Source organism: Calyptranema fuscum S582 (assembly GCF_055793305.1).
In genome coordinates this window covers 308,885-330,644 of sequence record NZ_JBSLYH010000002.1, presented here as the reverse complement: position 1 = coordinate 330,644, position 21,760 = coordinate 308,885, and the positions used below count along the sequence as shown (strand labels likewise).

Sequence of the window (21,760 nt, the reverse complement as noted above, 5' to 3'; positions counted from 1 at the left end):
TCTCTCAAAAAGCATTGGGTTCTACTCGAACCCCGATCTGGAGCGGGCAATGCTGGGCATTTACTCTGTTGGCGGTGTCAAGTAAACAATCATTTCTCCGACACTTGGATTCAACGCTTGATAGTGAGGATCATTTGAAAGGTAAAGTCCGGCTCCAGATACGGCTCCATAATCACTGGGCGATCGCTCTTCTGCACCGGCCTCTACTTGAATTCGTAAGACCAGCACGTCTTTGTATTGACTTAATCGACTGCCATCCAGTGCAATAGTTCCGCCATGATCCCAACCCAGTCCATAGACCCAAAAGTCTCCCAGCTTGGATTGAAGGGTGGCAAACGATGTGCCAACGCCAATTCCTTCGGCTAGTTTCCATGCCGTGCCGATGTTGCGAACCGATGTCACCTGAGAGCGGCTATCGTTCGACCATACAACCGTAAACGACTTTTCGGCACCCAAATTTACTGTCGTAATTGGAATTGAAACTCCAGCAGACGGCGTGATGTTGTCGTCTTTAATTTTTTCTGTCCCAAACCAACTCACCAGATCACGGTGGGTTGTGGTTGCCGTCACGGGGCCCAGGCGTGACCCTGGAACAACTACCATATCCAGATCAGGTGCCTGAGGCGTAGCCGTGGGCGTCGGGACTGTATCGATTTGCGTATCGATTTGCAATGAAGATGCTTGAGCCGACGGTAACAAAGCAGACGCTTCTGCCAAATTTTCTAGAATGGGTTTGTTGCAGCCTCCCAATAACAGGAGTGTGGTGACCAGTAAGGCAGACGAGAGGTTTGGAGTTAAGAGTTTCATAACCAGAATCCGATACGTCTTGATCAATGCCAAGACAAACTTAGTGACGGTAGTTACCTTCAGCGGGTTTCTGAAGCACTCGGTTTTGCCGATGTTTTGCCGATGTATAGATTCGAACCCGACTCAATACGATGCCCCAATTGCACTTGTAGTAACTTAAGATTTGGCTTTGCCAGAACGAAGCTGCATTTGCTGCTAAGCAGACGATTGATACTGACAAAAAGTTACCTTAGTTAATAATAGCTAAAATTAAGGTTTAGAAATTCTAGTCAAAATTACTGTCAAGCCTCAGGCTTTTCAGTTCCCCATACCTTAATACTACGTGCGATCGCCTAGCTATTTCGGAATAGGATAGTACGAATTTCTGTACAAAATCCTTCCGCCTAGCACGGTCATCAAAACATCGTCCGGGGTGACCCGAGAGACGATGGATGCCAGAATATGGCGACTGGCTGATAGGTGAGGTTGGGTGAAATCGAGCACGACAAAATCGGCAGGCAGTCCCTTTTCCAGATAACCATACGTATCGCCGCCGAGAACCGGACGGACATTACTCGTTGCCATTTTCAGTACACTGGCTGGCTGGGGATGGATAGCATCACCAAACTGACTTTTGGCAACTTTGTATGTAAAGTCCAGCTCGGCTAACAAATTGGGGCTATTGAGTAAGCCGTTGTCTGTTCCCAGTAGCAAATTGGCTTGGCTATTCATCAGTTGGGCGATCGGGGGTAGGGGCAAGCCCAGGTTGGCATTGGCACGGGGGTTGAGAACAACATTGGTCTGATGTGCCGAGAGCATGGCGATTTCTTCGGCATTGGCAACGGTGGCATGGATCACCAGATCGGGATGATAGAGAGCGATCGCTCGGTCTAGATCTCCCCGTCCCGTTATTGCCAGACTGACATCGCGGTAACCGTGATTTTCTAAACAATGAATAGCCCGTAGTTTACCGAGTTGCTGCGTCAGTTGATAAATTTGTAGCCAAGCCGCATCGGTCAGGTCATTCATGGTGCTTTCCGAAAACCCATCGGCAACGGCTAAGATTTTAGCCAGTTCATCTAACGCCGTTGCATCCAGGCTGACCTGGTTTTGCTGGAGTTGCTCTGTCGTAAACGGCAATTGATTAAACTGCCCTAAAACGAGCGATCGCACTCCCGTTTCTTCGGCTGCCCGTTTGAGCAACTGACTGCCATAGACCCCCTGTTCTCGAAAATCAATATGCCCGACTGTGCCCGTCCTTGCCATATACCGCAGGTGATTGCAGATATGGGTAAAGTGCTCTGCTTCCGACTGCCGCGCCAGTTCCCGATACTTATACCCATGAGGGCGAAAGAATCCTTCCTCCAGAGTCATCCCCGTTGCCCCGTCGGGCAAGCACGAATCACCCATGTGAGTGTGGCAGTTGTACATTCCTGGCATGATAACCAAGGCACCCTGATCCATGGCACAGCAGCGATCGCCCAGGTCGATCTGCCGAATCGTGTCTTGTTCAACTACAAAACGGTTGCAATGGTGGGGCTGTAAATCAGAGCCATGCAAAATAATGCAGTTCGTCAGTTCCAGCATGGTTTACCAAGAGATATAAGGTTTCGGGCTACTATAGCAGCGATTTAGCTATCTATTTGCCCGATATTATTCAATCGGTAAACCAATCCATTTTTTGGGCAGATCGTATTTTCTAGTGTTGCGAACACTAAATTTTACAACATGGGGGTTTGGGGGCTGCGCCCCCAAGAGGGGGTTTTACCCCCTCCACCCCCTCTAAAACTTTTAAGTTGGTGTACTAGTGTTGCAAACACTAAATTTTACACTATGGGGTTTGGGGGCTGCGCCTCCAAGAGGGGGTTTTACCCCCTCCACCCCCTCTAAAACTTTTAAGTTGGTGTACTAGGATATGACTGATGGCATTAAGAACCACATGATACCAATTTGAATTAAGAGCACGATAAGTTTCTAAGGCATTCGAAGATCGTAGTACTGGATTAGTTTTGTGGTGTGTGCCGTGTGAAGCCCACCACACACCACAGAAATATATCCGTCTCGATGGGAGATGAGTGCCAAAACTACCGAGATTCTGTACCTTGATTGGGATGACCTGGAGCAACGGGATTATCGGCACCTGGGGCATCAGCGGCGGCACCGGGTCTAACATCCGTGTCTTCCCGTTGGCTGGTTGTGCGGGCTGCGGCTTCGACCGGAGTTTGCTTACCACCCCCTGTTGCAACAGGTGTTCCTACTTTTCCTTTAGGCGCACTAACTTCTTCGAGTTCGTCAAGAGCGAAGTTGTTGGTGTTGACGCCTGCATAGTTGATTTTGTTAAACCGCACAATTGCGGGGTAGCGAATGCCACTTTGGTCAATAGAGGCAACCGTTCCTGTATCTAAATACCAGTATGATTCTTTCCGGAGAATCTTTACTTGCGAGCCACGTTGAACCATAAAATGACCTCCAAATGAGTTCCAATAGTTTGTATTTTGTTGGGGTACTGCGAGTCACAGGTATGAATCAGCATGGGAAAATCTGAGGTTTTCCATGCTGGTTCATGCCGGGATTTAGCAGTGCTTGATTGGGAGCTTATAGAGATAAGCATGGACTAGAAGGATGGGTTGCTAAATCTCTCAAGAGGTATATCTACTCGTGCTCAAAAGTTGATTTTGATCAGCATGGGGATCGCTGCCATTTTTCAGGTCTTGGATGCTGTTTCTCTGCGTTATGCTAACGGGTAACCTTTTGCAGCCTAATCGCTCTCAGCTTCTAACCTATGCGATCGCTATTGATTTCAACCCGTAACCATCCTTTTCCTATCGATTTAGATCAAACGGCTCTGTTGATCATCGATATGCAAAATGATTTCTGCCATCCAGAAAGTCTCTCTGCCGATGCCGGTTTTGACCTAACTACGATTCGTCGCATCATTCCCAACGTGCAACGACTTTTAGCCTGGGCACGCCAACAAAAACTCCTCATTATTTTTACCAAAGAGAGCCATCACCCCGATCTATCCGATCTCACACCCAGTAAGAAGTTGCGGTATGCCAATGCCGGATGTGATGTGGGTGCCATAAATCAACGAGGACGCTATCTCGTGCAACGGGAATGGGGGTCTCAAATTATTGACGAACTGCAACCGTTGGCGGGTGAATATGAAGTAAACAAACCTGCCCATTCGGCTTTAGTTCACTCTGATATCGAGTCCATTTTGCATCAATATCATGTCACGCATTTGCTAATTGCAGGGGTGACGACCGAGTGTTGTGTGCTGGCTACTTACCGTCATGCCAGTGATTTAGGGTTTTATTGCTTGTTGTTAGAAGACTGTTGTGCGGCGTTCAACCCTGAGGAGCATCAAGCGGCTATTGATGTGTTGCTGTCAGAAAATGGGATTGTGGGTTGGGTCAGTTCTTCAGATCATCTATTACAAACAGTCTAGTGTTACGAACACTAAATTCTGCAACATGGTATGTGGGGGCTGCGCCCCCACGCAGGGGTGAAACCCCTGCACCCCGTTGTAAAACTTTTAATTGGGTCTACTAGTGTTGCAAACACGAAATTTTGCAACATGGGGGTTTGGGGGCTGCGCCCCCAAGAGGAGGTAAAACCCCCTCCACCCCCTCTAAAACTTTTAAGTTGGTGTACTAGAATTAGAATCACAATTTGTTAGATCTGTAGCGTTTTGCATCCATTTTTGGCACTGCTTGGCATTGCTTAATGGTGGATGAATCTGAACGTGAACCCTTTGGGTTCACGTTCAGATTCATCCCTGAAATCAGCGATGTCTCATGGCTTTATGTGACTGTGCTGTTTTTTCTAGAGTGGAATGACGCTACGACGCACCTCACAGCATTACACCTCCGGTAAATCAGTGACAGGTTAACTGTTTCAAGAGAGATGAATTTATGAGTATCTATCGTCTCCGGCAAAACCGTGCTCATCCCTCGCCCGACTCGCAACAGACATCGTCTTTTGCCCGTTTTTCAGAACACTTTACGAACCAACAGCAGGTGACAGATGGCGATCGCACCGTCACCCAACGATGGACAGAGCCACATCACCATTTGCCCTCCACTCCGGTAAAACCAAACTTTCGGGGGCTGTCCCATGAGTGGTTCCCTAGGGGGACTGTTGCTCAGACTTTTCAACCCATTCAAGCAAAACTGATGATTCGACCTGCTCAAGATGCCTATGAGCAAGAAGCCGATCGCGTAGCCGCTCAAGTGGTCAACCAGATTCATTCTCCAACTCCCCATAGCATTCCGCCGGGTGAGTCGATCCAGCCTCAACGGACGGACGGACATCAGCCAGAGGGTCATCAGCATCAGCTTTGCAACCATCCAGTAACGGCTCAACCCGTATCGCAGGAGGGGGGTATGCCTGTTTCGCCTGAGTTGGCAGTGGCGATCGCCCAAACTAATGGCGGACAACCGCTCTCCGAGTCGGTGCAACAGCCAATGGAACACGCATTTAAAGCAGATTTTAGTGGTGTCCGCATTCATACAGATGATCGCTCTGATACATTCAATCGCACCCTTCAGTCTTATGCGTTTACATCTGGGAACGATATCTTTTTCCAACGGGGAGCCTATCAACCCGCAAGCTCTAAGGGGCTGCAATTGTTGGCACATGAATTGACCCATGTTGTTCAGCAAAATACAGCATCCGTATTGCGATCGCCCAATGCCTATCTTCAAGCTGATTTTATTGAAAACCTGGTGGGAGATGCAGCCGACCGACGGGGCGGGCTGGGATTTAGTGGTGCGGGGCAATGGTGGGGCACGAATATGGGGCTAAATGGAGCGGGTACGCAAACCGCTAGCGGCATTGCTAATGTGCAACTCGTTACGATCACTGCCAATGCTCAGGCGTTACGTGGCAGGGTTTATACCCCTGTTGGCGGTGTGACGAACCAGACCACTGTGCTGATCGTGTCTGGTAGTCATGGCTCTAGTGAACAATACACCCAGCCCCTTGCCGAACATTATTGTCAGGATGGGTCTCAAGTCGTAGCCATTAATTATCGAGGATTTGGCAGCAGTACAGCAGCCAATTTTGTGGCGGGGGGTAATCCTAATGCTGGCATTACTTTAAGTGAAGATGCCCTCTACGACGATGCAGATGCCATGTTGGATTGGGTAATGAATACTCACGGTGTTGCTGCCCACAATATTCTGGTGCATGGATATTCGTTGGGTGGTCCCATTGCCACAGAAATAGTGTTGCGGGCTGAAACTCGGGGAATCAATGTCAAAGGACTGGTTTTAGATCGGGCAATGACCAGTGCCAGAGCGGCGGCTAGTGCTCATCAAGGTGTTAATCCAGGATTGAAATATACGGGGTTGGCACGATTGGCAGGGTTTATCACCAAACATATTGCCGGACGATTTAGTATCCACGATAAGCTAGAAGCGATCGCCCAATTACGAGATACATTGCCGTTAATTATTACCAGTGCAGGTCCAAATGATGTGCTGTCGGGCGAAGATCAAAGACTGGCTCAAAGAGCCCAAACCTTGGGGTTTGTGTCGCTGACCCATGTTGCAGATGCAACGGCAGGACACTTTAGTCATGCTCAGATTTATGCAGCTGCCCAAGCAGATTTGCAACGCCTGCTGTGAACGCTATTGAAGATGGGAGTCTTACTCAGGGATGTGATAGTTAATCAAGCCCCGGTATGGTGTGGCGCGGCTTCGCCGCGCCACACCATACCGGGGGTTTTAATTACAGCCATTTTCAATTGATTAAGCCGCAGATTTTTTGTTGTGTGCCTCGCTCCGCGAGGCACACAACAAAAAATCTAACCATATTCAAGCGCGAAGCGCTGTAATTTGTGATCCTTAGTTGTTAGCGGTGTATCCATTTTGCTGGATGTATTGCAGGATGCCACGGGCGATCGCATCTGCCATCTGACTGCGGAAAGACGGTGTACTCAGGCGGGACGCGTCTTGCCGCCCGGTCACAAAGCCGACTTCGACCAATGCCGCAGGCATAGAGGTTTGGGTCAAGACATAAAAACGAGCTTGTTTTACACCTCGGTCAACCACATCAAGCTGGCTGGTAATACTGTTTTGGATGCTTTGTGCCAGTCGAGACCCTGACGAATAGTAGTAGGTTTCTACACCATTGGCTTCGCTGGTTGCCGAGTTGGAATGGATGCTGACAAAGATATCCGCATTTGCCCGTTCTGCCTGGGAGACTCTGGGGGCTAACTCGACTTCGCGATCATCCTGGCGAGTTAAGATCGCCACTACCCCCTGTCTTTCCAGCAAAGACGCAACCTGCCGAGCGACATCTAGATTAATAGACGCTTCTTGCAGACCACCAATGCCGACTGCGCCAACATCTACACCCCCATGTCCGGGATCAACCATCACAACAACGCGACTGTTGGGAATTTCGGGTAAATCGGTGCTGGGAGTTGTCGGTCTGCTGGGTGTAGACGGCTGGGTTGGACGAGGAGCGGGTTGGGGTGGATTGGTAGACGGTTGGGTTGGGCGGCTGGCGGTGTTTCCTGAGGGGTTGCCTTCAATCCGCATTACACGCGCATTCAAATGCTCTCGCTCTAATCTGCGTTCAAGCGTGCGAGCATCGTCGCGATTGCGAAATAGCCCTGCCTGGATGACCTCTTCATTATCCATCGATACCCAAAACGCATCTGGCACGATCGCTCTTACCCGTGTTTGATCGGCATCGGAGCGAGGACGCACCACTACGCGGTAGCTAAAGCCCAATTGCAACGCCAGATCATCTGAAGCGGTTGGGGGATTGCTGGGGCGACCTGTCGAGGGTGGAATCGGGGTCGATGGGGTCGGGCGAGTGGGGCTGGGTAGCGGATTGGGTAGCGGACGGGGCAGGGTGGTAATTGGTGGGATGGTGGCAGGCGGATGAATCGGAGTTGCCGATGCAATCAAGGTTTCTAAATCTTGATCGTTGGTTAAGTAAAGGTGCCCTACCGATTGACCGTTGTAGGTGCGTCGTGTCAAACGCCAACCGGGTTCTAGATTGATCCGCGCAAAATCGCCCACGGCACCCTGAGTCCGCCCAATTTCAATCGGTGGAGCATTGCGATCGCTGGTTGAATTAGCAACCAAAACTAAATCACTGCCATCTTCTACGACCCGTAAGCTATAGCGCCATCCTAAATCTTCTCCCCCCACCCGCAACGAGTAGCCATTACTATCGGTGCTGCGACCACAGATGCCTGTAAAGTCGAAATCGACCAGGAGCGGATCAATCAAGCCATTACCACTATCCCGCCAGCAGGGGCGTTGATTGCTGACTTGTTCGAGAATTAAAAGTTGATGCCCAACACTACCGGCGGGTGCGGCAACAACGACAAATTGATCTTGGCTGACTTCTTGTTGTTGGAACTGGACAGCGGCAGCCGGTTTGATAGGGGCGATCAAGGGGTTAGCAAAGGCAGCAGTCGTTGTAATGGCAAGGGCAGTGAGGGTGCGGATAGCGAACTTCATCTTCCAATTCCTAAGACCAATTTGTGTAAAATTCTGCCGGGGGCAAGCCGATATGGCGATCGCCAAGCGTCTTATCACAGGGTACGGAGACTCTATCCCTGTGGCAGCAGATGTGAGGATGCATCTATCTTTTCAGACGTTTTCATCCATAAAACATGTGACAGTTAGAGTTCATTAACTGTACCAAGATTTTAAGTTTTATCCGGAAATCCAGCAGAGCTTGAAATAAAGGGGATAGAGCCGCTTGGTAGGAGGCAAATGTCAGGATGACAACACCTATCATGTGAGCAGAATAGGGGCAATTTTAGATCCGTCCTGAGGTCGGGCACCAGGGAGCTAGAATGCCGTCCATAAGACTCTGTGCCATTGATCCGGACGGCTGTATTCCTGGTACGGTGCTGTTGATCTGGAAATTCAGAAGGCAAGACCTGAGTTTCGCTTGAACTATGTTCAGCAAGAGGGAGTAGCACCTTCCACTCAATCCGGACTAGAATTACTCGCTCAGGGCAAAGTAGCTTTTTCGCTGGCTTCTCGGTTGCCATCCAACGAGGTGCTTGCTTTCTGACGAAGGACAGTCCCTTTTGGAAAAAGCCGGGTACCTTAGAATTCGTTAAGTCTAATCAATTCAAAGCCTGCATTTCACTTGTTAGATTGTGCCGAGCTGAATTTGCCACTCTCATGAATCCAAACTCGCAGCTTAAACGTACTGGAAGCAGACTGGATGAGTTTGTCTGCACAGACAACCATCTTGAATGTAACCAACAATTGCGATTAGTTAGAGATCAAAAATATGAAAATCAAGCTGTCTGGCATCAGATGCGTTCTGGGTTTATCTGTATTGCTGGTTGGGGCTGCTGTGCCTCAGATTGCCCGAGCCGGTCATACCAATGCGGTGCTATCAACAGAGCTAGATGGCAGAGCGGAAGTCTCCAGCGAGGCTAGCAATAACCGCATGGTGGGTGACCCAAATGGCACAGGTTTAGCCTATGTGTTTGGCGTCGATGGTGATCTAACAACTCTGTGCTACGTTTTGGAAGTCTCAGAACTTCAGTTGGTTCCGGTTCCTGAAGGTATGGCTGCCCATATCCATGAGGGGGCAGCGGGTGAAAACGGTCCAGTTGTAGTGAATCTGGCTGGTCCAGAAGATAGCAATGCGGGAGACTGTTTGACCGAGGGGGAAGAAGGCAAGTTTCCTACTAATGAAGCAGGAATTGTTCAGCGCATTTTGGCCAACCCTGAGAACTTTTACATTAATGTACACAACCCTGAGTTTCCAGATGGTGCAATTCGGGGGCAATTGATGGGAAATTAAGCGCTGCTGATTTTGGGAATGAATTTGAAACCTTTGGTTTCAAATTCATTCCTCTATCCAGGAGTTTGGAGAGAGTGCCGCGCTTCGTGCGGCACTCTCTCCAAACTTCATTGCCAGTGATAGATATAAAGCACTGCTCAATTCACGGTTAGCCGAAAAACTGTACCGCGATCGCTTTCTCCTCCCTGCCCAGTCGTGCCATAAAATGTGCCGTCACTCGCCTGCATCAGGCTGCGGGGAAATTTACCGTTCATACCCGTGAATCGAACCAGAAGGGTGATTTCTCCTTGAGGGGTGAGGCGAAAGACGGCACCGGGTATCGTTTCTTCCCGTCCGATTGCTGTTCCATAGAAATTACCATCGCGTCCTTGAATCAAACTGTTGGGGAAGAGATCCTGATCGAAAGTGGTTATTGTTGTTCGTTGCCCTTGCGGGGTGAGGCGGAAGAAGGTTCCCATCAAAGTTACCCCGTAGAAGCTACCATCATCGCCTTGAATCAGTGAGTTGGGATAAGCGTCTTGATTCACTCCTTGATTCAAGCCTGGAAATGTAGTTAGGGGAATCAGTGTGCGATCGGCAGTGATCCGAAAGATAGTAGCTGCTCCATCTGCCATGTATTCCGTGCCATAGAAATTGCCGTGCGTCACATAGAAGTTGCCGTTTTGATCCTCAAAGACATCTAATCCACCGGGGCGATCTTTTACAGGAGAGGCAGCACCAAAGTCGATATTAAATTGAACCAGGGTTGTCAGTTGACCGCTGGGTGTGAGCCGAAACAGCGTTCCCTGCTGGTTAGTCCCACCCGTATAAGTGGTGCCATAGAAATTCCCATCTTTTGCTTGAATTAGGGGACGTTCAGGTCGTGCACCATGGGTGTGATCAAACACGACAAGGGTAGTAAATTGTCCCGCTGGCGTCACCCGAAAAATGCTGCCAGATCCACCACCGCCCGCTTCTCCACCGCCCGTAGTGGAGCCATAGAAATTTCCGTCTTGCCCAACAATTAAAGGAGCATTGGGGTTATAGCCATTGATTTGAGCATCGAAGGTGACCAGCGTTTCCAGCTGTCCGTCGGGAGTCAGGCGAAAAACTGTTCCGGCTCCAGGATTTCCGCCCGACGCAGTCACACCATACAGATTGCCATCCTTTCCTTGCACCACCCCGATTGGATCACTGCCATTGCTGCCGTTGAAATGAGCGATCGCCGTCAGCGTGACTTGGGTTGGAGTTGAAGCACGGGTTGGTCGCACAGGAGACTTGGCAGGCAAAACCCGATCGATGGTTTTACAAGCAGATAAGGTGAGTAGTGAAACTATCGCCAGAGAGCAGAACGAAAAAAGTAGCTTTGACTTTTTTATCACGGGAAGGAAACAGATAAATTGCTATAGCTTAGACGGGATAAGAATCTCCAAGCTTCATTAAACTACCAGGGTCTATTTTAGAAGTTGTTTTTTCGAGCGCTTCGCGCTCGAAAAAACAACCCTCTTAGCGAGTTTTAAAACACGCCCTGGTATGAACGATCGCGTTCTCCTGCTGTCACTATTTTCCGCCTTTGCCATTTGACAATGATTGGTGTCAGGTGACAATGTACTACGAGGTCTTTCCAGAAATTTTGCCTCCTCCACCGGCATCTTGCTGACCATTTTCTCCATCACTGCCAATACTCCAGGCTCGTGCGCCTAAACCAAAGTGTTCTTTATCGAACCATTCTGATTTGAACAAAGACCACCAATCTGCGGTCAGTCCCTTCAAAACATATTCATAGGGCAACCAGCCATATCCCTGCTGCCCCCATGAAGTTCCCCAGGAGTTTCGGACTAAAATAGCTCCCCGTGATTTACTCTTGGGTTCTACTTGTTTGTAATCACTGTACCCCACAGCCACCAGTGCATGTCCACCAACCACCCTATCCTTCTTATGGGGAACTGGAATCAAGCCGTTGTCAATGTTGAAATCTTCATACGCAGAACTATAGAGAGTGAGTCCAAACATACAGGGAAAACCTGCGGCTAAAACAGCTTTTACTTGGCAGAGTAAGAGTTCTTCTGGAATGTCAGAATAGTCGAGACGGAAGTATTTGAGTGCTTGATAATTTTGAGCAAACGAATAACAGAACGCAGGAGGTTCCTCATCCACCCGATCTTCTGTATAGGGCCAATATTCGTTGGGGGGAATCCCAAATAGTGCCATTGCTTTCATTGTTTCTCGCACGGATGCACCTGTATCGCCAACCAGATTCATAAGATTGCGAGTGGCTTTGTAAAGAAACAAGGGTGAAGCATCGATATATCCCCCTAAACTTCGGTTTGCGAAATATTCGATCAGGGCAATACCCGCAAAAGCAGTACAAGCATCGAGGGATTGTTGATCTTCTACTGTAGAACACCAAAAGCTTAAATCTACAGCTCCAGGTAGAAATAAATATTTTCTGCTCCGCTCAACTTGCCAACGTTTGGTTTTATAGAGACTGTAGGCAACTGGAATTTGCAAGGTGATTGGCGGTAGAAAATTGATACAACAATCTTGCTTTAGTTCGGTTTGGTTTGAAGCAAATTGAGTAGGTGGTTCAATTTCGAATAATTCTTTCTTCCTGAACATATCTTGATCGGTGATTTCCTGGTAATTGCCCTGGATCAGAAGCTTTTCCAGCAGGAAATAGAAATAGAGAGTGTAAAAAAAATCTTTCTGTTGTTCGTCCTTTTTTTTGTTTTGTGAACTTTTAATTTTCTCGCCTTCTTCTATAATTTGTTTAACATAAATAGGAAACATCTGGCTTGCCGTTTTAATGGCACTTATGACTAATTCTTTTTCACCTAAGTTTTCTGAATTGTTTTCTTTGAGACAGCTAGTTAATGTATTAAATCCCTCCTCAATCGCCGTTTCTAAATCTTTATAGGCTGCTAACGGAGCAACAATTTGAACGATTGCAGAAATGATGGGATCAAGAATCGAAAATTCATTATGGAATATCTCAGTAAATGTATCTGTTTCCAAATTTGAATTGAAATGAGATTGTTTTGCTAACTCTAGAGGAATTTCGAGGGCATATTTTACATCTGGATAATATCGTTCTACAAAAGCTTTGTACTCAGCTTGAAAGTTATCGTTTAAGCGATCGCTTGAAAATAATTCAAGTTGTCTCAGAATGATCTCAAAAAATTCTTTTGGCAATAACGAAGGTACTGGAATAAGTGTCGTTTGATACTGGAAATCTTTAAGTGATTCCCCATTGTTTTTATTTAGTTTTTCAGGTTCGAGAAAACAATCTCTTAATGCTGTGTAAACTTCGAGACCAATGACTCCGTCTTGATCTTGATCGTCCACACCGATATTGCTCTGAAAAGCTTTAATTAATTGTTCAGTGTCATCATCAAAGTAATCACTACTTAACCATTCTAAAAGTTTCTTAGATTCATTCAATCCCGATATGTTCGAGTCAATAAAATCTAATTGTCTTAGAATATTTAGACACTTCTTGACTTCTAAAATAATGGGATCTTGAACTCCTTTTCTCAAAATTTTGTGAAATGTAATCGTGGCAAAAACAATATCACCAAGAACTGTATTTTCTAAGGTTTCTATTGTCTTTTGTAAATTTTCCTCTTTCAATTGTTGAGTAGACTGAAAAATTCTGAGAGCATCAATTAAAGTCTTAGCTAGAGCTTCAATCGATTCCGTTATTTCATCTCTTTTTAATCTGCCACTCTGTTGTAAATTTGTACTATTTAATTGGTAATCTCTAATGTCTGGATAATCTGGAATCCAACCTAAACCTTTTCTTTTCCAATCAATTTTTTCTCTAGTATTTTCTGGTTCTTGACTAAACATGCTGGCATCCTTCATTACGCTGGATTTTTATAAGATTTAGCCGATCTAGATTTAAGCGCCTGTATTTGACACAAATGTTAATCACAGATATCTTGAGGTGCCGCTGGATTGTGATTCACGTAATTTTTTAACCATAAGCATCCTATTTTGATCAAATTATCTGGCAAATCTCCAGACCTGGTTGCTCGTGTCAGGTCAAGATCGGCTAGATTCCATAAAATTACGGTTTGATCAGCACTCCCAGAAACTAGGCGATCGCCATTTTGAGGATCAAAATCTAAATCATTTACGGCATTCTGATGACCTGTTAAGGTTGTGATTAAGTTGCCATTGATATCCCACAATTTGATGGTTTTATCATCACTGCCGGTAGCAAGGATAAGACCATCAGGACTAAAACTCACTCTAGAGATGGCGGCGGTATGTCCGATAAGATGGTGCAGGATGTTGCCGTTGCGGCTCCAAATGATCGCTGTCCCATCTTTGCTAGCGGTAGCAATTTGTTGTCCATCAGGGCTAAAACTAACATCCCAAACTCCAGCCGTATGTCCGCTTAACGTATTACTCAAAGTTCCATCAAGACGCCATAGCTTTACGGTGCTATCGTCGTTGGCAGTTGCAAGGAATTCTCCATCGGGGCTGAACGAAAGGCCTAATATTGACTTGTCTTGTTTAGGAACGTGAGTTGAGATTGGCTCGCCATTCTGAGGATTCCAGAGTTTGACTTCACCCTCTGCGTTTGCAGATGCGAGGATTTGACCATCGGGGCTAAAGCTAACACTATTGACCTGGCTGTTTTGCTTAGGAAGTGTATGAACTAGCTGATTGCTTTGCCAATTCCAGATCCGAACGGTACGATCTCTGCTGGCACTGGCAATTCTAGGTTGGGTGCGATCGATACTGAGGCTCAAGATTGAATTGTCATGCCACCCTAATTGACGCTCGCTCGCTCCTTCAGTATTCCAAAGTAAAATGCTGCGATCTGCACCTGCGGAAACGGTTGCTTGTCCATCGGGGAGGAATCTTACTGCTGAAACATCGCTTCGATGCTCAGTCAATACCTGCAACCGGGGTTGGTAATCGAGTTGCCAGAGAATGAGACTCTGGTCATTACTAACCGATGCCAATAAGTGATGGTCGGTCGGACTAAAGCTGATGCCATTTACCCGGTCATCATGTTCCCGTAGCGTAGCAATTTCTCTGCCCTCCAGATCCCACATTTTTACACTGCCGTCGGTGACGCTGGCAGCGATAGTATTGCCATCAGGACTGAATTGTACTTGAGTAAACCCTCTAGTTGGCTGTAAAGAATTAGGTTCTGCCAGAGATTGTAAAAAGGTCCCATCTTTGCTCCATAGTCGCACAGCTCCCTGGATATCAGCAGTCACAATATAATTTTTTGAACTACTGACTGACACATAGTTTGAAGCATAACGAATGTGCCTATCCAAAGACTTGATCAAGGTTCCTTGTTTTGTCCAGAGTGTAGCGATACCATTAGCACGACCATCGATAATGTTGTTACTACCGTCTTGACTAAAGCTGAGACTGAGGATTGCAGAGGTGTTTGATTGAGGATCTACAAAAGGAAGTGGTTGTCCATCCTTTGTCCACAATCGAATTTTGCCGTCGTCACTCCCTGTAGCAATCAGAGTATTATCCGGGCTGAAAGTAATGCTGCGAACGGCTATACCAACGTGGTTATCGAGAGTATGGAGGTGGTTACCAGTTGCTGCATCCCAGAGTTGAGCAGTACCATCTTGACTGGCAGTTGCGATTATCCGTCCGTCGGGGCTGAAGCTCACTCCGACCACAGCACCTGTATGCTGAATCACGATGGGTTTATCAGTGCCATCCAGGTTCCATAGTTTGACGGTGTGGTCATAGCTGCTGGTGGCAATGGTCTGTCCATCTGGACTAAAGCTCACATGTTGAACGGAGCCGGTATGTCCAACAATGCGATCGCGTTCTCGTACCCAATATACTGCCTGTCCCAACACTTGCATGACTTCTGCCCGAAATTGGGGGTTGTGTCGAAACCAGAGTGAGTCTTGTAGATGTCTGCTAGCGCTTAAGGCTTCAATGAGAGCATCAAAGCTGTCTGGATTTTCGTTAAATTTGGCGTCCGATGATGTGATCAAGGCACGAATCTCTCCCCGATCGGCAGCACGCCATTTAGCGATCGCTAACGTTCCCACACCTAAAATACAAACCATCGCTATTACTGCACTAACTGCGACATTGCGATAAAATCGCTGTTGACGATCGCGTAGCTTGATACTCGCTGCCAAAAACTGTTTAATTTCGGGGCTTAATCCGCCCAATTGAATCTGAAATAGGTCGTCCTGTTCCAGTTCCAACACTTTCTCTAAGCGCGAACCCCGCCAAAGTTCATCATCTGCTTGGGCAGGTGCTTGCTTCAATAAATGACTCCACTTTCGGGCATCTTCCTCTAATTGATTGTTGAGTTTAATAACGGCTTTACTTTCAGTAATCCAGTGTTTAAGTGCAGGCCAGGCATCAATCAGGGCTTCGTGAGCAATCTCAATCGTTACTCTTTGGGGACGGTCACTCACTAGCAAATTGGCATTGATTAGCTTATCCAGAATCGGTTTAATCGAAGCATCTCCCAGATCTGTTAACTCTGCCCGATGGCTAACAACTTGCCCTGCTTCATCAGGTTCAGAAGTCATGGTTTGAATATCTACCAATCGTAGAAATATCCGTCGAGTTATGGCTTGTTCTGCTGGCGTCAAGCTCTCGTAGATGTTATTAACATGCTGTTGGAGCGCTCCTCTTACGCCTCCTAACGATTGGTAGGTCTGGATCAAAAGTAGGCGGTTTTCCAGATGATCTTTGCTTTTTTGCCACAGTAGGTCGAGAGTATATTGCAATAGTGGTAGAAAACCTCGATGGGTTTGCTGGCTCAGGTCAGCAATCATGATATCGACCAATTCTGCTTCAAACACCACACCATGCCGTTTAGCAGGCTCTGTAATTGCTAATCGCAAGTCGTTGGGTTGGAGATCTCCTACTAATCGCAGATTACGTCGAGTCACATTGTCCAGGTCAGGGCTAAATCGATCTAAAAATTCAGCCCGCATGGTCATGACTAGCTTGACGGAACGATCCAAAGATTTCTCCAGAGCGCGATACAAAGATACGATACTTTGAACAAACGTGTCTCGTTTTTCTGGCTCACTAAGAGTAAAGATTTCTTCAAACTGATCGAAGTAGAATAACCATTGTTCTGATGGTCTCTTCAAAGTTTTGACCACCTGCTGTAAGGTGTCTGATTGAGCCGTCAAAGCGATTTCTGCCGCAGTTTGCCCATAGCCGCGTCGCAGCAAGGCTGCAAACAGTGATACAAAAGGATTGCGATCGGGTTTCATTGTTAATTCGACAAATACGGTGCCCCATCGTTGGCGTAACTCGGGAATCAACCCAGCTTGAACCACGGAAGACTTGCCACTGCCAGAAGCTCCATATAACAAGAGCAAATTGCTTTGCTCTAGATCTTGTACGATCGCCTGAACTAGATCATCTCGACCGAAAAAATAATCTTTATCTTCTGATTCAAATTTCTTCAATCCCTTGTAGGGTGAGGATTCAATCAGTGGGTGATTCTTGATTTCTTCAGTTGAAGCAAACTGGACGATTTGTGTTTGAACAATCTGAGCTTGGGAAAGGTCAATATTGGTTTGCGAAAAATCAAGATGATGCGACTGCCCTTCGATTTGTAGATTGCCACCAATAGTAATATCTTGAGACTGACGTTGTTTGTCAGGAAGGTCAGATGATTGGCTCATAAAATTGTCCAGGCTTTAGCAACTAATGCAGCAACTTTCATCGTTGGTTCAGCCAGGGTTTGCACGCCTTCTAAACCCTTCTGGAGCGTAGCGATCGCTTGTTCGACGAATGTTTTATTGGGTTTAGGTTTTTGTAATTCTTGTTCCATTGCTTTTAACGGAATTGCCACCGTGTCTTTCTCGATGACATTCAAAGACGGATGGGTGGCGATCGCTTCCTTTAAATTTTCCAGTGCACTTAGAAGCTCTTGTACTTGAATCTCTTGAGCAACTGGAGCAGCACGCGAAGGGATATCCTGTCCTCCAAATGCTTGCTGCGCTTGGCTCAGATCAATAGCTATGCCACTCCCACTAACCCTAAAATCACCGCTCACAGACATAGAACGATTTTGCTGTTGTGTTATTTTTGATGAAGTTGCCATTGCATCGACTTCATCTACTATTTCTAGAACCGTTGGCAGTTGAAGTTTTAACTGAATTTTCTCTTCATGAGTCAATGTCTCTATAATTGCCAAAACCTCGTCTACTGTGTACTTTGGCATCTCTATGACTCCTATGATTTAAGAATTCAAATAGGCTTAGTCTTGATTTTACGTTAGACCGTTTGAGTAAGAGCCATTTCTTCCAAAAAAACTAATTAATCCCAATATGGATTGTGATCAATCCCTGTGAGGGATTTGGTGGTTTTGGAACTCAAATCGGGCACAGAGGTAAAGCGGAATTAAGCGGTTTCAATCCCTGTGAGGGATTTGGTGGTTTTGGAACCCCGTAGGGTAGCGATCGTATTCTTTAACCCCGTGTTTCAATCCCTGTGAGGGATTTGGTGGTTTTGGAACCTTTTGATTGCAATGATATCTATCAGTTAGTAGCCGTTTCAATCCCTGTGAGGGATTTGGTGGTTTTGGAACCGCTGGCTTGTTAAGCAATGTGAGCGTGAAGTCACTGTTGTTTCAATCCCTGTGAGGGATTTGGTGGTTTTGGAACGCTTATCTGCGGATGCTACAGGCGATCGCGATACGTTTCAATCCCTGTGAGGGATTTGGTGGTTTTGGAACGGTCGGTGTTTGGGAACTTCAGAGCAGAGGGGCTTGTTTCAATCCCTGTGAGGGATTTGGTGGTTTTGGAACCAAGGGCGATCGCTATTACTGCATCAGGTACATACGTTTCAATCCCTGTGAGGGATTTGGTGGTTTTGGAACCTGCCAAATTATTTGGGTACGTGGGAGAGAATGCGGTTTCAATCCCTGTGAGGGATTTGGTGGTTTTGGAACCTACGGTGTTTACCCTGCTCTGCATCCGCTGGCATTACGATGTTTCAATCCCTGTGAGGGATTTGGTGGTTTTGGAACCGAATAGGATTTCCAGCGCTTGACCCATATTCGCCATAGTTTCAATCCCTGTGAGGGATTTGGTGGTTTTGGAACCATAGCATTGTGCAGCCGTCCGTCACCCCCTCGATCTCGTTTCAATCCCTGTGAGGGATTTGGTGGTTTTGGAACCCTTAAACATCCTGCAATCCAAAAACCCCAGTCCCAAATCGCGTTTCAATCCCTGTGAGGGATTTGGTGGTTTTGGAACCTTAACAGCAGCTCCAACCACACCAAACAAAAACCCGTTTCAATCCCTGTGAGGGATTTGGTGGTTTTGGAACATCGGTCGTTCGGTGCCTTGCAATTGCTGAGGTATGTTTCAATCCCTGTGAGGGATTTGGTGGTTTTGGAACTACATTATGGCGTGAGCATTACTTATCAGGTGTCGGTTTCAATCCCTGTGAGGGATTTGGTGGTTTTGGAACTTCACCCGCGCCCGTCGCTGTTTCTCCGGGCATCAGTTTCAATCCCTGTGAGGGATTTGGTGGTTTTGAAATTTCAATCAGTTGATGGTTCAAGAGTGGTTTGAGTTGTTTCAATCCCTGTGAGGGATTTGGTGGTTTTGGAATAATCAACCAGCCAAACGCCGAACCAGGGTAGCAAGGTTTCAATCCCTGTGAGGGATTTGGTGGTTTTGGAATCGGCGATGAGATTGAGCCGGATGAAATCACTAATTTGTTTCAATCCCTGTGAGGGATTTGGTGGTTTTGGAACACGATCTTTTGCTGTTGGGCGGCGATATCTAAAGTTTCAATCCCTGTGAGGGATTTGGTGGTTTTGGAATTTGAGGCTCACACCCCAACCGTTGTTATCCCTCCCGTTTCAATCCCTGTGAGGGATTTGGTGGTTTTGGAACGTTGAAATTGATGTCAGGTTAAATCAGTCAAAACTGTTTCAATCCCTGTGAGGGATTTGGTGGTTTTGGAACCCCTGGCATTTGAAAGCCTTACTGTATAAAGTTTTCAAGGTTCGATTGCGCGGCTTAGCCAGATTATAGCATTGACTCGATTGAGCGATCGCCCGTTACCCGCTCACTCAAATCACATTTCTCGATACTTGTTGACTTTTTCAACAGCCTCAGGCAGACATTGTGAATGGAGGCTACATCCTTTGCAGCGCGGTGTGTAAATAGCAGGGGGCATTGTTTCGGTTTGGAGTAGTGTGCGAACCAATTGAAGTGTGGCGATCGCCTCCTCTCGCAATGCCTCTGAAATTTCTACAGGCTGACGTTGATGAGATTGGGCATAGTAGATAAACCCTTGAGTCACCGTCTTGCCCGTCATATCCTCTAAACAGAGAGCCTGGGCACAGACTTGCAGTTCGTCGTTATCGAACTCGCCGCGATGACCTCGTTTGTATTCAACGGGATAAAGTTGTCCGCTGGATGCTTCGATCAAATCCGATTTTCCAATCAAGCCGTAGCGATCGCTCTTGAGCCACACTGCTCGAATCTGCCAGGTCTCTTCCCGATGTCCTTCACCAACCGTATGAACGCGTTCGTGTAGACTGGTGCCTTCAATGGTGTATTGGTTGTCAGTAAAGTCACCAATGCAAAACATTCGCCAGCAACGGTGCGGGCAATAGCTGTATTGATTCAGGGCTGCGATCGGCACATAGTCAGCTTCATTCATGAGACTTTTTTAAGTGGATACCGCCTTGTCATTCCCATCCCCATCGGGGTTTTACGTCCAACACCGCTGTAAAGGGCAAAATCAGCCAGCGTATTAATTTGCTTAATGGTAAGTTGCTCTACATCCCCTAAGATACGAAAGGTCATCGCTCCCACACAGCCAATAAACTTGCTGCGAGAGTCGGTCGCCAATTCAGTTCGGATATCAAAAAAGCTGGGAAAAATGGGTTCCAGTAAAGTCTCGGGGAATTCGATGCCGCTATATTGATTCCATCGGCGGCGCAAGCTGTTAAACACATGCTCGCGTGTCGGTAGAGCACAGTCAAATTGACTCTGACGAAAGCTGGTTGGTGTACAAAAAATGAAATCAATTTGGCGATCGCAATCAGATGCTTGTTCATAGAGTTGAGCATAACTAACAAAATTTGCCCAGGGCTGTGTAGATTGGGGCGTACCCAAAATACTGGTGATTTGTAAATCAGCAGGACCAAGATGCCAGGGATGGCTGGGGTTGAGGTTGAGCCAGAGTGAGGTGAGATGTCCAAACAAAGCATCATCCAATAAGGAAATGCGCCACCAGCACGGAGTTTCAACCGCAATAGGTCGGCTGTGATTCCATTGCAATAGGTGATCTCGTTGCGAGTGATGGGCGATTTGTAAGGGACTGAGGGTAAAAGCTTTGTCGGTCTTCTGCCCATGGAGGCGATCGCCCAAGCTTTGATCCACTGAACTGACTAGAGTTAGAAATAGAGCATGGAGATGTTTGCCTGTGTTGTAGTTTGGCGGAATGGGCGATCGGGGTTGCAGGTTAAGAATGAGGCTGTGTGGCATAGTCTATGAATTTCCAAAGCGATAAGACATCCGTGCTGGAATTTTTAAGCCTTCCACCTCGTAATAGTGCCCATGCAATCGCACATTACGAATTAAGCTAACAGGTGGCATATTCACCGTGTCATAGCTAAGTACTTGATGGGTAAACATCACATCCAGCGGATTAAGCGGGTAAGGAAACGTAAACTCTCCCTCAGACTGCTTGATATTAGATAGTTCCTTCATTTCAACTGCTGCTTTGCTTGCCCATTTTCCAAGCCGCACCCATCGAGGTAGAGCTAGAGACTGCTGAGTTAGAATAAAACACTCAAACTGGCTCTCTGGAGCAATCTCTTTAGCTCGACCAAAACTAGGGATATTTTTCTGAGTCTTCTCCATCTCAACATGGTAGTTGTTGTTAGCATACTTCCAGGTATTGAGAACCGTTGCATGACTGATGGCTCGTGCAGGAGTGACATAAATCTCCTGCTGGTTGAGCGGTGTGAGGTGTTCCTGATACTTAGGAACTTGTTCAGGACAGAAGTAGCGGTAGGTGTGTTCTTCCGGAACAGTGGTGGAGTGGCGATCGCTATCCACCAGTCCCAATGCATAACACAATCCATAGTTATGCAAAATTGGCTCTGTTTCGTACAGTCGTCCGATCTCACGAGTGGCAAAGTACGTTGAGTCATGCAACTCTAACGTGCAGCGATAGATGTGGGTCATAG

At 46.9% G+C, this 21,760-nt stretch carries 14 protein-coding genes and 1 CRISPR repeat array; of the genes, 3 read left to right on the top strand and 11 right to left on the bottom strand.

Annotated elements, in window-relative coordinates; genetic code table 11:
• Positions 1 to 60: 60 nt before the first annotated feature.
• The 3 genes from ACR6Z4_RS02855 to ACR6Z4_RS02845 all read right to left on the bottom strand — a co-directional run bounded on the left by ACR6Z4_RS02855 (position 61) and on the right by ACR6Z4_RS02845 (position 3,245).
• Positions 61 to 807: a hypothetical protein gene (locus tag ACR6Z4_RS02855; protein WP_479715700.1), complete on the bottom strand. Its 747-nt coding sequence runs from the start codon at positions 805 to 807 to the stop codon at positions 61 to 63.
• 336 nt (positions 808 to 1,143) lie between these two features.
• The gene (locus ACR6Z4_RS02850; RefSeq protein ID WP_479715699.1) at positions 1,144 to 2,373 is read right to left on the bottom strand and encodes an amidohydrolase family protein; all 1,230 of its coding nucleotides are present in this window, start codon (positions 2,371 to 2,373) and stop codon (positions 1,144 to 1,146) included.
• A gap of 497 nt (positions 2,374 to 2,870) precedes the next feature.
• A complete protein-coding gene (locus ACR6Z4_RS02845) occupies positions 2,871 to 3,245 on the bottom strand; it encodes a photosystem I reaction center subunit IV (RefSeq protein WP_479715698.1) in 375 nt (124 codons plus the stop codon).
• Between the two features lie 323 nt (positions 3,246 to 3,568).
• On the opposite strand from ACR6Z4_RS02845, the gene ACR6Z4_RS02840 reads away from it, so the two are divergent.
• Together ACR6Z4_RS02840 and ACR6Z4_RS02835 are read left to right on the top strand one after the other, a co-directional pair.
• Positions 3,569 to 4,237 carry a cysteine hydrolase family protein gene (locus ACR6Z4_RS02840; RefSeq protein WP_479715697.1) on the top strand — a complete coding sequence of 223 codons (669 nt, stop codon included), beginning with the start codon at positions 3,569 to 3,571 and terminating at the stop codon, positions 4,235 to 4,237.
• Between the two features lie 466 nt (positions 4,238 to 4,703).
• Positions 4,704 to 6,419: an alpha/beta fold hydrolase gene (locus tag ACR6Z4_RS02835; RefSeq protein WP_479715696.1), complete on the top strand. Its 1,716-nt coding sequence runs from the start codon at positions 4,704 to 4,706 to the stop codon at positions 6,417 to 6,419.
• Between the two features lie 219 nt (positions 6,420 to 6,638).
• On the opposite strand, the gene ACR6Z4_RS02830 is transcribed toward ACR6Z4_RS02835, so the two are convergent.
• Positions 6,639 to 8,273, bottom strand: a complete 1,635-nt coding sequence (locus ACR6Z4_RS02830) for a DUF3747 domain-containing protein (protein WP_479715695.1) — start codon at positions 8,271 to 8,273, stop codon at positions 6,639 to 6,641.
• 790 nt (positions 8,274 to 9,063) lie between these two features.
• Between ACR6Z4_RS02830 and ACR6Z4_RS02825 the strand changes: the two genes are divergently transcribed.
• Entirely contained in the window at positions 9,064 to 9,585 is a 522-nt protein-coding gene (locus ACR6Z4_RS02825) for a CHRD domain-containing protein (RefSeq protein ID WP_479715694.1), read from the top strand.
• Positions 9,586 to 9,722: 137 nt separating this feature from the next.
• On the opposite strand, the gene ACR6Z4_RS02820 is transcribed toward ACR6Z4_RS02825, so the two are convergent.
• The 7 genes from ACR6Z4_RS02820 to cas5d all read right to left on the bottom strand — a co-directional run bounded on the left by ACR6Z4_RS02820 (position 9,723) and on the right by cas5d (position 21,758).
• Positions 9,723 to 10,835: a choice-of-anchor tandem repeat GloVer-containing protein gene (locus tag ACR6Z4_RS02820; RefSeq protein ID WP_479715693.1), complete on the bottom strand. Its 1,113-nt coding sequence runs from the start codon at positions 10,833 to 10,835 to the stop codon at positions 9,723 to 9,725.
• Between the two features lie 340 nt (positions 10,836 to 11,175).
• Positions 11,176 to 13,413 carry a C1 family peptidase gene (locus ACR6Z4_RS02815; RefSeq protein ID WP_479715692.1) on the bottom strand — a complete coding sequence of 746 codons (2,238 nt, stop codon included), beginning with the start codon at positions 13,411 to 13,413 and terminating at the stop codon, positions 11,176 to 11,178.
• Positions 13,414 to 13,490: 77 nt separating this feature from the next.
• Entirely contained in the window at positions 13,491 to 17,222 is a 3,732-nt protein-coding gene (locus ACR6Z4_RS02810; protein WP_479715691.1) for an NACHT and WD repeat domain-containing protein, read from the bottom strand.
• Positions 17,219 to 17,764: a hypothetical protein gene (locus ACR6Z4_RS02805; RefSeq protein ID WP_479715690.1), complete on the bottom strand. Its 546-nt coding sequence runs from the start codon at positions 17,762 to 17,764 to the stop codon at positions 17,219 to 17,221. The genes ACR6Z4_RS02810 and ACR6Z4_RS02805 overlap by 4 nt, the downstream gene beginning before the upstream one ends.
• 114 nt (positions 17,765 to 17,878) lie before the next feature.
• Positions 17,879 to 19,521: a CRISPR direct-repeat array (repeat unit 38 nt; unit sequence GTTTCAATCCCTGTGAGGGATTTGGTGGTTTTGGAACC).
• Between the two features lie 111 nt (positions 19,522 to 19,632).
• Positions 19,633 to 20,223: a CRISPR-associated protein Cas4 gene (gene cas4 / locus ACR6Z4_RS02800; RefSeq protein WP_479715689.1), complete on the bottom strand. Its 591-nt coding sequence runs from the start codon at positions 20,221 to 20,223 to the stop codon at positions 19,633 to 19,635.
• Positions 20,220 to 21,053, bottom strand: a complete 834-nt coding sequence (gene cas6 / locus ACR6Z4_RS02795) for a CRISPR-associated endoribonuclease Cas6 (protein ID WP_479715688.1) — start codon at positions 21,051 to 21,053, stop codon at positions 20,220 to 20,222. Before cas6 ends, cas4 begins: the two co-directional genes overlap by 4 nt.
• A gap of 3 nt (positions 21,054 to 21,056) precedes the next feature.
• Positions 21,057 to 21,758 carry a type I-D CRISPR-associated protein Cas5/Csc1 gene (cas5d, locus tag ACR6Z4_RS02790; protein ID WP_479715687.1) on the bottom strand — a complete coding sequence of 234 codons (702 nt, stop codon included), beginning with the start codon at positions 21,756 to 21,758 and terminating at the stop codon, positions 21,057 to 21,059.
• Between the last annotated feature and the right edge of the window lie 2 nt (positions 21,759 to 21,760).

Coding starts and splice junctions, on each gene's coding strand:
- ACR6Z4_RS02830 (WP_479715695.1), bottom strand. CDS start 8,273: ATGAAGTTCGCTATCCGCACCCTCACTGCCCTTGCCATTACAACGACT.
- ACR6Z4_RS02855 (WP_479715700.1), bottom strand. CDS start 807: ATGAAACTCTTAACTCCAAACCTCTCGTCTGCCTTACTGGTCACCACA.
- ACR6Z4_RS02845 (WP_479715698.1), bottom strand. CDS start 3,245: ATGGTTCAACGTGGCTCGCAAGTAAAGATTCTCCGGAAAGAATCATAC.
- ACR6Z4_RS02825 (WP_479715694.1), top strand. CDS start 9,064: ATGAAAATCAAGCTGTCTGGCATCAGATGCGTTCTGGGTTTATCTGTA.
- ACR6Z4_RS02810 (WP_479715691.1), bottom strand. CDS start 17,222: ATGAGCCAATCATCTGACCTTCCTGACAAACAACGTCAGTCTCAAGAT.
- cas4 (WP_479715689.1), bottom strand. CDS start 20,223: ATGAATGAAGCTGACTATGTGCCGATCGCAGCCCTGAATCAATACAGC.
- ACR6Z4_RS02835 (WP_479715696.1), top strand. CDS start 4,704: ATGAGTATCTATCGTCTCCGGCAAAACCGTGCTCATCCCTCGCCCGAC.
- ACR6Z4_RS02815 (WP_479715692.1), bottom strand. CDS start 13,413: ATGTTTAGTCAAGAACCAGAAAATACTAGAGAAAAAATTGATTGGAAA.
- ACR6Z4_RS02850 (WP_479715699.1), bottom strand. CDS start 2,373: ATGCTGGAACTGACGAACTGCATTATTTTGCATGGCTCTGATTTACAG.
- cas6 (WP_479715688.1), bottom strand. CDS start 21,053: ATGCCACACAGCCTCATTCTTAACCTGCAACCCCGATCGCCCATTCCG.
- ACR6Z4_RS02805 (WP_479715690.1), bottom strand. CDS start 17,764: ATGCCAAAGTACACAGTAGACGAGGTTTTGGCAATTATAGAGACATTG.
- cas5d (WP_479715687.1), bottom strand. CDS start 21,758: ATGACCCACATCTATCGCTGCACGTTAGAGTTGCATGACTCAACGTAC.
- ACR6Z4_RS02840 (WP_479715697.1), top strand. CDS start 3,569: ATGCGATCGCTATTGATTTCAACCCGTAACCATCCTTTTCCTATCGAT.